Here is a 12,662-nt window from a genome sequence, read left to right on the forward strand (position 1 = left end):
GCCACCGAGACGTCCGCGACCTCGCCCCGCACCGCACACCGCACCACCCGCACCCCCTGCGCCCGGGCCACCTCGGCCGCCCTCCCGCACGCCGCCCGCTCGCCCCGCGTCCACTCCGTCGCCGCCGCCAGCGCCGCCAGATCTGCTCCGGCCCCGGCCCGGTGCCGGGCCAGCACCGCCTGCCCCATGGCCAGCACCCCCGCGCACACCACCCCGAGCAGCGCCACCACGCCCAGCACCCACACCGTCGCCGATCCGCGATCCGCCTCCCGCCCACGCCACGGCCGCCTCATGTCCGGGCCTCCACCGTCTCCTCCGCCAACGCCACCGCCTCGGCCCGCAGCGTCAGGCCCAGCGCCCCGGGCCCCGGTGCGGCGGCCTCCACCACCACCCGCACCAGATCGCCCTCCCGCCGGAACCCGACCCTCGCCCCGTCCGGCGCCGCCTGCCGGACCGCGGCCTCCGACGCGGCCCGCGGTTCCTGCCGGGCCGCCGCCCGCGCCCCGGCCCGGGCGGCGTCCACGCACTGGATCTGCGCGCAGGCCGCCAGCAGCGCCCACACCAGCGCCATCCCGAAAAGCACCAGCACCGGCAGCGCCAACGCCGCCTCGGCGGTCACATATCCCCGGTCCGCGCCCCGACGCCCCTCAGAACTGCACATCGAGGGCCCTCTGCACCGCCGCCTGCAACGCCCCCGAGACCGCCCCGCTGGTGACGACCTTGTAGAGCACCGCCGCGAAGGCACACGCGGCGATCGTCCCGACCGCGTACTCCGAGGTGCTCATCCCCGCGTCGCCGCCCGGACTCCGCAGCCGCCGCCGCACCCGGACCAGCCCCCACGCCGCCCGCACCCGCATCGTCTTCCACATCTCAACCTCCCGAAGTCACACACCACTTGAGTTGCTCGAAGTCCCTTGCGTCACACACCGCCCAGCAGCCCCTCCGCCAGTCCGATCACCACCGGAACCACTCCCACCACCAGGAAGGCGGGCAGGAAGCAGAGCGACAGCGGTGCGACGATCAGCACGGCCGCCCTGTTCGCCCCGGCCTCCGCCCTACGGGCCCGTTCCGCACGGAGCCAGTCCGCGACCCGGGCCACCGGTGCTGCGGCCGGAGCCCCGCTGAGGCCGGACCGCGCCAGGCACCTGGCCAGTCCGGCGGCGCCCGGTATCGCCCCCAGCCGCCCCCACGCCTGGGCCGGCTCACCCCCGAGACGCAGCTCCGCCGCCGCGTGCGCCAACCGCTCCCCGACCGGCCCGCCGAGCGACTCCCCGACCGCCCTGGCCGCCTCCCCCGGCCCCGCCCCCGCCGCCACGCAGGCCGCCATCAGGTCGGCGGCGAGAGGCAGTTGCCGTACCACCGCCGCGTCCTCCGCTGCCGTTGCCCCCTTCGTCTGCCGCCCCCGCAGCCACCTGCGCACCCCGGCTCCGGCCATCGCCCCGACGAGGCATCCCCACACCCCGCCCACCAGCACCCAGCCGGCCACCACTGCCGCCGCCGGTCCGCCCCAGCCCCGCGCCCACGCCGTTGCGGCCCCGAGGTCCCCGCGCCGCCGTCCCGCCAGCGCCGCCTCGACCGCCAGCAGCGTCACGAGCCGCCGTCTGGCCTCCCGCTCCCGGCGCCTGCCCGTCACCGCGAAGGCCAGGCACCCCACGGCCGCCGCAGCGGACACCACCGCCCCCAGCCTGTGGACGACCTCCCCGTTCACGCGCCCTCCCCCTCTCCGCTCCGTACGATCCGGCGGGCCCACAGCAGACCCGCCGCCTCCAACAACCCGCCGACCGCCAGGCAGCCGAGCCCCAGCGGCGTGTGCAGCAGCACCCGCAGCGGGTCCGCGCCCATCGCGCTCCCGATCAGCACACCCACCACCGGCAGCAGCGCCAGCAGTCCGACCGTCGACCAGGCCCCGGACAGCCGGGCCCGCAACAGCTCCCGCCGGTCCCGCTCGGCCCGCAGCGCCGCCTCCAGCCGGTCGAGCCCGGCGGCGAGCCCCGCCCCGCTGCCCACCGCCACCTGCCAGCACACGGCCACCCCGACCAGCCCTTCGGCGCCCGGCTCCCGCGCGGCCCGGTGCAACGCGGTGGGCACATCTCCCCCGAACCGCGCCGCCGCCAGCACCTCGGCCTCCGTCTCCCCCAGGCCTCCGGTGTCCGCCGCCGCGACGAACAGGGCCCGCCCCGGCTGGCTCCCGGCCCGCAACTCCCCGGTCACCGCCCCGCACAGCGCGATCACCCGCTCCTCGCGCCGCTCCCGCTCCCGGCCCGACTCCCGCTCCCGCAGCCGCCGGCCGACCACCGGCACGGCCACCGCCCCCAGCGCCAGCGGAATCACCGACTCCCCCAGCACCGCGACGACACCCGCCGCGGGCACGCACCACCACTCCGGCCGTCCCCGGGCCCGTACCGCCTCCCACAACCGCTCCCACGGCGCGGGCCGCGCCTCCTGCGCCGCGCCCCCGGCCACCACGAGCCGGGCCCTGCGCAACCCGTGCTCCCAGCCGACCAGCAGCCAGGCCGCCAGCCCGGCGCACACCATCGCCGCGTACGCGGCCGGCCCCAACGGGTTCACCAGGCACCCCCGATCAGCTCGCGCAGCCGGGGCCAGCCCCGTTCCCGTACGAACCCGTCCGGACCCCACCGCAGCGCGGGCACGGTCACCACGAGCCCGGCGGCGTCCCGTTCCAGGACGTGCACCTCGGCGAGCCGGCGTCGGCCCTCGCGGTCCCGTACGAGATGCAGCAGCACCGACAACGCGGCCGACACCTGGCTGTGCAACGCGGCCCGGTCGAGCCCGGCGGCCGTCCCCAACGCCTCCAGCCGAGCCGGAACATGGGCCGCCGCATTCGCGTGGAGGGTGCCCGCACCGCCTTCGTGCCCGGTGTTCAGGGCGGCCAGCAAGTCCGTCACCTCGGCCCCGCGCACCTCCCCGACGACCAGCCGGTCGGGCCTCATCCGCAGCGCCTGGCGCACCAGGTCCCGCAGGGTGACCCGGCCGGCCCCCTCCTGATTCGGCGGGCGGGACTCCAGCCGCACCACATGCGGGTGGTCGGGCCGCAACTCGGCCGAGTCCTCGGCCAGGACGATCCGCTCCTGTCTGCCCACCAGCCCGAGCAGAGCCGACAGCAGAGTCGTCTTGCCCGCCCCCGTACCCCCACTGATCAGGTACGACAGCCTGGCCTCGACCAGCGCCCGGAGCAGGACGTCACCGCCGGGCGGAACCGTCCCCGCCGTCACCAGCTCCTCCGGCCGGAAGGCCTTCGGCCGCACCACCCGCAGCGACAGACAGGTCCCGCCCACGGCCACCGGCGGCAGCACGGCGTGCATCCGCGTCCCGTCCGGCAGCCGCGCGTCCACCCAGGGCCTGGCGTCGTCCAGCCGCCTCCCGGCGACGGACGCGAGCCGCTGCGCCAACCTGCGCACCGCGGCCGCGTCCTCAAAGGTCACGTCGGCCAGTTCCAGCCCCGCCCCGCGGTCCACCCACACCCGGTCCGGCGCGGACACCAGCACATCACTCACCGAGGGGTCGGCGAGCAGCGGCTCCAACGGCCCCGCGCCCACCAACTCGTTCCGCAACTCGGCCGCCGCCCCCAGCACTTCGGCATCCCCCAGCAGCCGTCCCTGGGCCCGCAGCGCGGCGGCCACCCTGGCGGGCGTCGGCTCGGCCCCGGACTCCGCGAGCCGCCGGCGCACAGCGTTCAGCAGTACGGTCGCGCCCATCCGGACGCACCCCCCACGAGTGCCCGCTCCCAGAAGGCCGTGCAGAACCTGGCCAGCGGTCCGCGCGGACTGCCGCCCGGCGGCTCCCCGTCCGCGAGCGCGTCCCAGAGGCCGGGCTCGGCCGGGAGCTCGCCCACCAGCGGCAGGTCCAGGGCCTTCGCCACCCACTCCTCGTCGAGCCCGGCCGTATAGGGCCCGCGCACGACGGTCCGCAGGTCGCCCAGCACCATCGAGGCCGAGGCGGCGACCCGGCGGGCGGCGGCGACCGCCCGCAGCTCGCCGGGCACCACGAGCAGCCCCAGATCCAACTGCGCCAGCGCCTCGGCGACGCTCTCGTCCACCCGGCGCGGCAGGTCCACGACCACCACACCACCGGCGCGCCGTGCGGCGGCCAGCACCGCCCGCATCGCCTCGGGCGGGATCGCCACGGTGTCGCTGCGGTCCCAGCTGAGCACCCGGAGGTCGTGCAGCCTCGGCAGCGACTCCTCCAGGGCGGCGCTCGCCACCCGGCCCCGGGAGGCGGCGAAATCCGGCCAGCGCATGCCCTGGGCGCTCTCTCCGCCGAGCAGGACGTCCAGGCCGCCGCCGAGCGGGTCGCCGTCGACGAGCATCGTGCGGCGGCCGGTGCGCGCCGCCGTGACGGCCAGGGCGCAGGCCAGGGTGGAAGCACCGGCTCCGCCTCGCCCGCCCATCACCCCGACGGTGAGCGCCGGTCCGCCGACGCCCTCCGCCGCGTCGGCGAGCTGGTTCACGAGCCAGTTCTCGGCGTCGGGCAGCCGCAGCACGTAGTCCGCGCCGATCTCGACGGCCCGCCGCCAGACGTCCGGGTCGTCCTGGTCGTGGCCGACGAGCATGACGCCCCGTCTGCGCACCGCGCCGCGCACCCGCGGGGCCGCGTCGTCGCCGACGAGCACGATCGGAGCGGCTTCCCAGCTCCCCTGCCGTTCCGGCAGGCCGTGATGGACTTCCGGTTCCGCGCCGGCCGCGGCGCACAATCTCAGCAGATCGTCGAGGAGTTCCACGTCCTCGGTGACGATCAGCGGTCCGCCCCGCCCCTCTTCGGCGGCCGACAAGCGGTCGGGTGTGATCGGTCCAGCCACGATCTCCGCCCCCTCTCACTGCGCTCTCAAGCGATTCCGACATCCGCGAAGTTCGCGGTGGGGAATCACCGTGCAGCGATCCGGGAAATCAAGTGGATCTTGCTCAAAAACTGTGGACAACTCCGCGGTTGTGAATATTCCGCTCACCCATACCAGCGACTTCCAAGGGGAGCGGAACGACTACGCAGAGTCACGAGTTGGGGAGACAGGAGCCCGGCGCGGACGCGCGGGCACAGAGGAGGGAGTCGCGCGATGAGCGAGGATCGAAGGCCGCCGAGGCCCCGGAAAAACCATCCGGACATGCGACGACCCCCGCCGGGGGGGAGAGCGGGGGTCGTCTGCCACGGTTCGACTCGGGGGGGGAGGAGCCGAACCGGGGTAGCACGGTCGCGAACGATCCGTGACTTCCATGGTGTACCCGAGAGCCTTCTCAGGCAAACCCACGCGCCCCAGCGTACGCCGAATGGCGGGGTTCTATGCTCGGCTCGTGGAAAACCACTCGCTGCCCCGCACCGCTGCCTTCTTCGACCTGGACAAGACCGTCATTGCGAAGTCGAGCACGCTGACCTTCAGCAAGTCCTTCTACCAAGGCGGGCTGATCAACCGCCGCGCCGTTCTGCGAACGGCCTACGCGCAGTTCGTCTTCCTGGCGGGCGGCGCGGACCACGACCAGATGGAAGGGATGCGCAAATACCTCTCGGCCCTCTGCACGGGCTGGAACGTCCAGCAGGTGCGGGAGATCGTCGCCGAGACCCTGCACGACCTGATCGACCCGATCATCTACGACGAGGCCGCCTCCCTCATCGAGGAGCACCACGCGGCCGGCCGCGACGTGGTGATCGTTTCGACGTCCGGCGCGGAGGTGGTCGAACCGATCGGTGAACTGCTCGGCGCCGACCGGGTGGTGGCCACCCGGATGGTCGTCGGCGACGACGGCTGCTTCACCGGGGAGGTGGAGTACTACGCGTACGGCCCGACCAAGGCGGAGGCCGTGAAGGAACTCGCCGCCTCCGAGGGGTACGACCTGACGCGCTGCTACGCGTACAGCGACTCGGCGACCGACGTGCCGATGCTGGAGTCCGTCGGCCACCCCCACGCGGTCAATCCGGACCGCGCGCTGCGCCGCGAGGCCACCGCCCGGGAATGGCCGGTTCTCGTCTTCAACCGCCCCGTCCGTCTCAAGCAGCGCCTGCCCGGCCTGTCGATGCCGCCGCGCCCCGCGCTGATGGCGGCGGCAGCGGTGGGCGCGGCCGCCGCCACCGCCGGTCTCGTCTGGTACGCCAGCCGCCGCCGGACGGTCGTCACCGGTTGATGCCGCCTCTTCGCCCTCACGGCTTCGCCCGTGTTCACGCTCGCGGCTTTGCCCGTATTTGAGAGTAAAAGTAAAGAAGCGTTTCCAGGGCTTTCGCTCCTTCGGGAACGGGAGTACAAAGGAGTCAACGGCCCGCGAGACCAAGGCCATCCGCGAGGATCACCTGCTACGCAATACGGCCCCACGGACCGCGCATGGAAGCCGAGCACCCACGCGACGTCGACCCGTCGATTACGGGCCAGCCGCACCAGGCCACGGGCGAAGATCCCGACCTGATGGGCAACATTTCGAGGACGCTTGGTAACTCGACGGACATGCCAGCGGCGGTACCGAAGTCTGGTACCGCCGCATCTTTGTTCCCGGAGTGACCATCCGCCCGCGCCGGCTCGCGGTCAGCCGCCCCCGGAGCGGCGATCCACCGCGCCCGGGTACAGATCCGCTCCCGGGCGCAGATCCGCTCCCGCAGCCCTCAGGCGGCGCCGCGCTGGAGCGCCTCGCAGACCGCCATCGACTCACGCGCGCCCAGTTCGGCCGCACGCCCGCAGTGGGTGATCCACGCCGCGACACCCTCGGGCGTACCGGACGCGTATCCCTCCAGAGCGGCGACGTACTCCGCACGCCCCAGTTCCGCGTGGCCGACCTCGGCCGGGCAGACCGACTTCGGGTCGAGTCCGCTGTTGATCAGCACGATGCGCTCGGCGGCACGCGCGACGAGGCCGTTGTGCGAGCCGAACGGCCGCAGCGCGAGCAGCTCGCCGTGCACGACCGCCGACGTGACCAGCGCCGGAGCGGCCGCCCCGCCCGCGATGATCAGTTGCGACAGCCCTTCCAGCCGCCCCGCGACCTCATCCGCACCCGGCAGCGGCAACTCGATCAGCGGTTCGTCGACCGGCTCGCCCGCCAGCCTGGGCCGCCCCACCAGCTCGTCCTCGACGCCCGCGCCACCGGCCGCCACCAGGTGCAGCCTGGCCAGCACCCGCAACGGCGACTGCCGCCAGATGGACAGGAGCTGACCGGCCTCCGCGGTGAGCCGCAGCGCCCCGCCGATCACCCGGGCCTCGGCGTCACCGCTGAAGTCGGTACGCCGCCGCACCTCTTCCAGCGCCCAGTCCGCACCGGAGAGCGCCGCCGAACCGCGCGAGCCGCGCAGCGCCGCCTCGCCGGTGATCGCATTGCTCCTGCGCCGCATGACGCGGTGTCCGTACACCCGGTCGACCGCCTTGCGTACGGAGTCGACGGCCTCGGGCACGCCGGGCAGGGCGCCCAGCGCCGCGAGCGGATCAGCGTTCGTACTCATAAGTAGGGAGCGTACGCACCGTTCCGCCGCGCCCCCTTCCGCACCACCTTGGAGTGGTCTTCTTCACTTCGGTCGCACACGCAGCGCGTCTGTGCGCCTACCCTTGGTGAACATGAAGATCGCTTTCGTCGGGAAGGGCGGCAGTGGCAAGACCACGCTGTCCTCGCTGTTCATCCGCCACCTCGCGGCCAACGAAGCCCCGGTCGTCGCCGTCGACGCCGACATCAACCAGCACCTGGGCGCGGCACTGGGACTCAGCGAGGACGAGTCCGCCGCGCTGCCCGCCATGGGCGCGCACCTCCCGCTCATCAAGGACTACCTGCGCGGCACCAACCCCCGCATCGCCTCTGCCGAGACGATGATCAAGACGACCCCGCCCGGCGAGGGCTCCCGCCTGCTGCGGGTGCGCGAGGACAACCCGGTGTACGACGCGTGCGCGCGCCCGGTGACCCTCGACGACGGCGAGATCCGGCTGATGGCGACCGGCCCCTTCACCGAGTCGGACCTCGGCGTGGCCTGCTACCACTCCAAGGTCGGCGCGGTCGAGATGTGCCTGAACCACCTGCTCGACGGCCCCGACGAGTACGTCGTCGTCGACATGACGGCGGGCTCGGACTCCTTCGCCTCGGGCATGTTTACCCGCTTCGACATGACGTTCCTGGTGGCCGAGCCGACCCGCAAGGGCGTCTCCGTCTACCGCCAGTACAAGGAGTACGCCCGGGACTACGGCATCGCGCTCAAGGTCGTCGGCAACAAGGTGCAGGGCCAGGACGACCTGGACTTCCTGCGCGACGAGGTCGGCGACGACCTCCTCGTCACGGTGGGCCACTCGGACTGGGTGCGGGCCATGGAGAAGGGCCGCCCGTCCCGCTTCGAGCTGCTGGAGGCGGAGAACCGACAGGGCCTCCAGGTCCTCCAGGACGCCGCCGAGGACAGCTACGCGCACCGCGACTGGGAGCGCTACACCCGGCAGATGGTCCACTTCCACTTGAAGAACGCGGAGAGCTGGGGCAACGCGAAGACCGGTGCCGACCTGGCTGCCCAGGTCGACCCGGCCTTCGTACTGGACGAACGCCTGGCGGTCAGTGCCGCTCAGCCGGCGTAGGAACAGGTCGGTTCCGTTCAGTCAGCGTAGGAACGGATCGGTTCGGTTCGGCCGGCGCAGGAACGAGTCGGTTCCGTTCAGCCGGCGTGGAAACCGGTCAGTGCCGCTCGGCCGACGAAGCGGCCGGGGCGTGCCCGCCCGGGACGTGCGTCGCGGGCTGGGCGGCGGCCGGGTTCAGGAAGGTCGCCCAGCCCGTCTTCGGGGCCTGGCCGACCTTCAGGGTGCGCAGCTTGGCCAGGACCTGCGGGTCCTGGGCGTCCAGCCAGTCCGCGAGCTGGCGGAAGGACACGCACTTCACGCCGCGCTGGGTGCAGACCGCCTTGATGGTGTCCTCGACGGCGCGCATGTACGTGCCACCGTTCCAGGACTCGAAGTGGTTGCCGATGATCAGCGGGGCGCGGTTGCCCCGGTACGAGCGCTCGAAGGCCTGCAGCAGGCCGTCGCGCATCTGGTTGCCCCAGTACGCGTGCTTGCTCTCGTCACCGCGGGCCGCGCCCGACTGGTTCATGTAGAAGTTGTAGTCCATGGAGAGGGTCTGGAAGGCCCTCCCCGGCACCGGTACGAGCTGCATCGACAGGTCCCAGAGCTTGCCCCGCTTCTTGGGCCAGACCTGGTCGTTGACGCCACTGGTGTCGTAGCGGAAGCCCGTCTCGGCAGCGGCGCGCAGGAAGTTCTTGCGGCCCTCCAGGCAGGGCGTGCGGGCGCCGACGAGTTCCTTCTCGTAATCGAAGGGCAGCGGCTTGACGTCCTTGAGGGCGGCGTTGGACTTCCAGTTCTTGACGAAGGACTTGGCCTGGGCGATCTCGCTCTTCCACTCCTCCTTCGACCAGGTGCCGACCCCGCCGTCCTTGCCGCAGAAGTGACCGTTGAAGTGGGTGCCGATCTCGTTGCCCTCGAACCAGGCGCCGCGGATCTGCTCCACGGTGTCCTTGATTCCCTTGACGTCGTTGAAGCCGATGTCGGAGCGTCCGGTGGAGTGCTGCGGCGGGTCGTAGAGGTTCTTCTTGGCCTCGGGCAGCAGATAGACGCCGCTGAGGAAGTACGTCATCGTCGCGTTGTACCGCTGTCCCACCTTGCGGAAGTGGGAGAACAGCCGCTGGCTGTCCTCGCCCGCGCCGTCCCAGGAGAAGACCACGAACTGCGGCGGCTTCTCTCCCGGCGCCAGCTTCTTCGGCAGGGGCTGGAGCGGCTGGGCGCCGGTGTACGCGGTCGAACCGTCACCGATCAGGCGGACCGGGCCGTTGGGAGCGGCGGCGGGGACCCGCTTCGCGCCGTGCGCCCCCTGCTTCGCCGGGGGCTCCGACCCGGAACACCCGGCGAGGGCGGTCAGGGTCAGTGCGGCGGCAGTGACGCCGAAGGCAGTTCTCTTCGTGGCGGCCATCATCCGCCCACCCTCTTTCTCGGTCTGGATCCCGCGATGTCCGCCTCGGCCGAAACGGCGCGGCAAACCTCGCACGCACCCAGAAGTCGTCATATGCGACAAGCCGCCTGAAATACTTAATCACCGGTTTGGGTGAACAAATAGGCCATTTACCCGCAAACCAACCCGCAGATCTTTACTCTGAATTACGATTCGTTTACCGAGAGTTTTACGAGTCCCCCGCTGCACGCCGTGATCCACGGCCGCGACACCTCAGTTCCGCGACCGCGCTGCCCCGGAGGAGACAAGAGCAATGACTGCTTGCGTACCCACTCGCCCCGAACACACCTCTCGCACCACCCGAGCCTCACGGTTCAACCGCCCGCACAGCCCGCCGTCCGGTGACGGCCAGGACGGCAAGAAGCCCCACCGGGCCCGCTTCAGGATCGCCGGCGGTGACCTCGCCGCGTCGATCACCGTGTTCCTGATCGCCGTTCCCATGTCACTGGGCCTGGCTGTCGCCATCGACGCGCCGCTGGCCGCGGGCCTGATCGGCGCCGCCGTCGGCGGCATCGTCGCCGGTCTCCTCGGCGGCTCGCCCCTCCTGGTCAGCGGCCCTTCCGCCGGACTGACCGTCGTGACCGCAGGTCTCATCCAGCAGTACGGCTGGCGCACCACCTGCGGCATCGTCATCTGTGCCGGTTTCGTGCAGATCCTGCTCGGCTCGCTGCGGGCCGCCCGCGGCGCCCTCGCCGTCAGCCCGGCCATCGTGCACGGCACGCTCGCCGGCATCGGCGTCGCCATCGCGCTCGCCCAACTGCACATCGTGCTCGGCGGATCGCCCGAGAGCTCCGCCACGGCCAACGCCCTCGCCCTGCCCGGACAACTGGCGAACCTGGGCCCGGCCGCGCCACTGATCGGCGCGCTCACCATCGCCGTACTGATCCTGTGGCCGCGTCTGCCGGGTCGTGCGGGAAGGTTCCTGCGCAAGACCCCCGCCGCCCTGGCCTCCGTCGCGATCGCCACCGCGGTCGCCGCCGTCGCGGCCCCCTCGATCACCCGTGTCGACCTGCCCTCCTGGAGCAGTCACGCGCTGCCCCGGATGCCGGAGGGACCGGTACTGGGCCTGATCGCGGCGGTGCTGACCGTGACGCTGGTGGCGAGTCTGGAGTCACTGCTGTCCGTGGTCGCCGTGGACAAGCTGGCCGCCGAGCGGCCCCTCGTACCGGGCACCCCGCCCGTACCGCGCTCGGACCTGGACCGCGAGCTGCGCGGTCAGGGAATCTCGAACATGGTCTCCGGCATGCTCGGTGGCCTGCCGCTCTCCGGAGGCGCCGTGCGCAGCACGGCCAACGTCCGTACGGGCGCGGTCAGCCGGGCGGCCACCGTGCTGCACGGGGTGTGGGTGCTGCTCGCCTCCGTGCTGCTGGTCGGCGTACTGGAGTGGATTCCACTGGCGGCACTGGCCGCCCTGGTGATGATGGTCGGCATCCAGATGGTGAGCTTCGCCCACATCCGCAACGTCCACAAACACCGCGAATTCCTGGTGTACGCCACCACGGTCGCCGGTGTCGTCGTGCTCGGCGTCCTGGAGGGTGTGGCACTCGGAATCGCCGTCGCGGTCGCGGTCGCGCTGCACCGGCTGGCCAAGACCCGCATCGTCGTCGAGACCACGGCCGACGGCGTCCACCACGTGCGGGCGCGCGGGCAGTTGACCTTCCTGGCCGTCCCCCGGCTGAGCCGGACGCTGGGCCAGGTGCCCGAAGGGGCGCACGCGGTGGTGGAGCTGGACGGGTCCTTCATGGACCACGCCGCGTACGAAACGCTGCAGACCTGGCAGGACAGCCATGTCGCGCAGGGCGGAAGGGTCGAGGTCACCGGCCGGTCGGGCAGCCGCCTCGCCGGGCCCGTGACGGGCGTGGCGCACACCTGCTGCCGCCCCTGGACGCCCTGGCGCAATCACCACTGCGACGAGCACAACTCCCCCGGGCACGCCGCCGTCGACCACGCGGCCCAGGCGGTGACGCGCCCGTCGGGGACGCGTCAACTGGCCAGTGGGCTCAGCGCGTTCCAGCGCAACACCGCGCCGCTGGTGCGCGAGGAGCTGGCCCGCCTCGCGCGCGAGGGCCAGAGCCCCTCGCAGCTCTTCCTCACCTGCGCGGACTCCCGGCTGGTGACGAGCATGATCACGTCCAGCGGTCCGGGCGACCTCTTCACCGTACGGAACGTGGGAAACCTGGTTCCGCCGCCCGGTTCGGAGAGCGGGGACGACTCGGTGGCCGCGGCCATCGAGTACGCGGTGGACGTGCTGGAGGTCGAGTCGATCACCATCTGCGGGCACTCGGGGTGCGGAGCGATGCAGGCCCTGCTGAACGGGCCCGCCGAGGGCGGGGCGGACACCCCGCTGCGCCGTTGGCTGCGGCACGGCACGCCGAGTCTGCGACGCATGAAGAGCCGTCACCACCCGTGGGCGCGGATCTCCGGGCGGCTGCCCACCGATGTGGTGGAGCAGCTGTGCCTGACCAACGTGGTGCAGCAGTTGGAGCACCTGAGGAGCCACGAATCGGTGAAGCGCCGGCTCGCGGAGGGCACGCTGGAGCTGCACGGGATGTACTTCCACGTGGGCGAGGCCCAGGCGTACCTGCTGGTCGACGGGGCAGGGGTCGGGGAGACCAGCGAGGTCTTCGACCGTGTCGCGCCGTCGTCGCACACGGAGCTGGAGGATCTCAGCGCCTGATGGGTGCACCGTGAACCTTCCGCGGTTCGCATACG

At 72.5% G+C, this 12,662-nt stretch carries 11 protein-coding genes and 1 pseudogene; 3 read left to right on the plus strand and 9 right to left on the minus strand.

From position 1 onward, the window contains the following. Nucleotides 1-11 precede the first annotated feature (11 nt). The 7 genes and pseudogenes from ACIP93_RS34015 to ssd all read right to left on the minus strand — a co-directional run. A pseudogene (locus ACIP93_RS34015) lies at nt 12-293 on the minus strand (Rv3654c family TadE-like protein); the annotation flags it as partial. Further along, entirely contained in the window at nt 290-619 is a 330-nt protein-coding gene (locus ACIP93_RS34020; protein ID WP_401765523.1) for a TadE family type IV pilus minor pilin, read from the minus strand. The gene ACIP93_RS34020 and the pseudogene ACIP93_RS34015, both read right to left, overlap by 4 nt. A gap of 28 nt (nt 620-647) precedes the next feature. Further along, a complete protein-coding gene (locus ACIP93_RS34025; protein ID WP_345220311.1) occupies nt 648-869 on the minus strand; it encodes a DUF4244 domain-containing protein in 222 nt (73 codons plus the stop codon). Nucleotides 870-919: 50 nt separating this feature from the next. After that, nucleotides 920-1,708 carry a type II secretion system F family protein gene (locus ACIP93_RS34030; protein ID WP_401765526.1) on the minus strand — a complete coding sequence of 263 codons (789 nt, stop codon included), beginning with the start codon at nt 1,706-1,708 and terminating at the stop codon, nt 920-922. After that, nucleotides 1,705-2,559, minus strand: a complete 855-nt coding sequence (locus ACIP93_RS34035; protein WP_401765664.1) for a type II secretion system F family protein — start codon at nt 2,557-2,559, stop codon at nt 1,705-1,707. Before ACIP93_RS34035 ends, ACIP93_RS34030 begins: the two co-directional genes overlap by 4 nt. Before the next feature lie 5 nt (nt 2,560-2,564). Further along, on the minus strand, nt 2,565-3,716 hold the full coding sequence (locus ACIP93_RS34040; protein ID WP_401765529.1) for a TadA family conjugal transfer-associated ATPase: 1,152 nt from the start codon (nt 3,714-3,716) through the stop codon (nt 2,565-2,567). Further along, nucleotides 3,695-4,816 (minus strand): septum site-determining protein Ssd, encoded by a 1,122-nt coding sequence (gene ssd, locus ACIP93_RS34045; protein ID WP_401765532.1) that lies wholly within the window; start codon nt 4,814-4,816, stop codon nt 3,695-3,697. The genes ACIP93_RS34040 and ssd overlap by 22 nt, the downstream gene beginning before the upstream one ends. Before the next feature lie 463 nt (nt 4,817-5,279). Between ssd and ACIP93_RS34050 the strand changes: the two genes are divergently transcribed. Further along, nucleotides 5,280-6,128 (plus strand): HAD-IB family hydrolase, encoded by an 849-nt coding sequence (locus ACIP93_RS34050; RefSeq protein WP_345220321.1) that lies wholly within the window; start codon nt 5,280-5,282, stop codon nt 6,126-6,128. A gap of 469 nt (nt 6,129-6,597) precedes the next feature. Here ACIP93_RS34050 and ACIP93_RS34055 read toward each other — a convergent pair whose 3' ends face one another. Further along, nucleotides 6,598-7,425 carry an oxidoreductase gene (locus ACIP93_RS34055; RefSeq protein WP_401765536.1) on the minus strand — a complete coding sequence of 276 codons (828 nt, stop codon included), beginning with the start codon at nt 7,423-7,425 and terminating at the stop codon, nt 6,598-6,600. Nucleotides 7,426-7,537: 112 nt separating this feature from the next. On the opposite strand from ACIP93_RS34055, the gene ACIP93_RS34060 reads away from it, so the two are divergent. Continuing rightward, nucleotides 7,538-8,530, plus strand: a complete 993-nt coding sequence (locus ACIP93_RS34060; RefSeq protein WP_345220328.1) for an ATP-binding protein — start codon at nt 7,538-7,540, stop codon at nt 8,528-8,530. A gap of 97 nt (nt 8,531-8,627) precedes the next feature. Here the strand turns inward: ACIP93_RS34060 and ACIP93_RS34065 are convergent, their stop codons facing one another. After that, complete coding sequence (locus ACIP93_RS34065; protein ID WP_401765539.1) at nt 8,628-9,914, minus strand: hypothetical protein; 1,287 nt, start codon at nt 9,912-9,914, stop codon at nt 8,628-8,630. Nucleotides 9,915-10,203: 289 nt separating this feature from the next. On the opposite strand from ACIP93_RS34065, the gene ACIP93_RS34070 reads away from it, so the two are divergent. After that, nucleotides 10,204-12,627, plus strand: coding sequence for a bifunctional SulP family inorganic anion transporter/carbonic anhydrase (locus ACIP93_RS34070; protein ID WP_401765541.1), 2,424 nt, complete (start codon nt 10,204-10,206; stop codon nt 12,625-12,627). The last annotated feature ends 35 nt before the right edge of the window (nt 12,628-12,662 follow it).

Source organism: Streptomyces sp. NPDC088745 (assembly GCF_044751045.1).
Lineage (GTDB): Bacteria > Actinomycetota > Actinomycetes > Streptomycetales > Streptomycetaceae > Streptomyces > Streptomyces cremeus.

Coding starts and splice junctions, on each gene's coding strand:
- ACIP93_RS34050 (WP_345220321.1), top strand. CDS start 5,280: ATGGCGGGGTTCTATGCTCGGCTCGTGGAAAACCACTCGCTGCCCCGC.
- ACIP93_RS34060 (WP_345220328.1), top strand. CDS start 7,538: ATGAAGATCGCTTTCGTCGGGAAGGGCGGCAGTGGCAAGACCACGCTG.
- ACIP93_RS34055 (WP_401765536.1), bottom strand. CDS start 7,425: ATGAGTACGAACGCTGATCCGCTCGCGGCGCTGGGCGCCCTGCCCGGC.
- ACIP93_RS34040 (WP_401765529.1), bottom strand. CDS start 3,716: ATGGGCGCGACCGTACTGCTGAACGCTGTGCGCCGGCGGCTCGCGGAG.
- ACIP93_RS34070 (WP_401765541.1), top strand. CDS start 10,204: ATGACTGCTTGCGTACCCACTCGCCCCGAACACACCTCTCGCACCACC.
- ACIP93_RS34025 (WP_345220311.1), bottom strand. CDS start 869: ATGTGGAAGACGATGCGGGTGCGGGCGGCGTGGGGGCTGGTCCGGGTG.
- ACIP93_RS34065 (WP_401765539.1), bottom strand. CDS start 9,914: ATGATGGCCGCCACGAAGAGAACTGCCTTCGGCGTCACTGCCGCCGCA.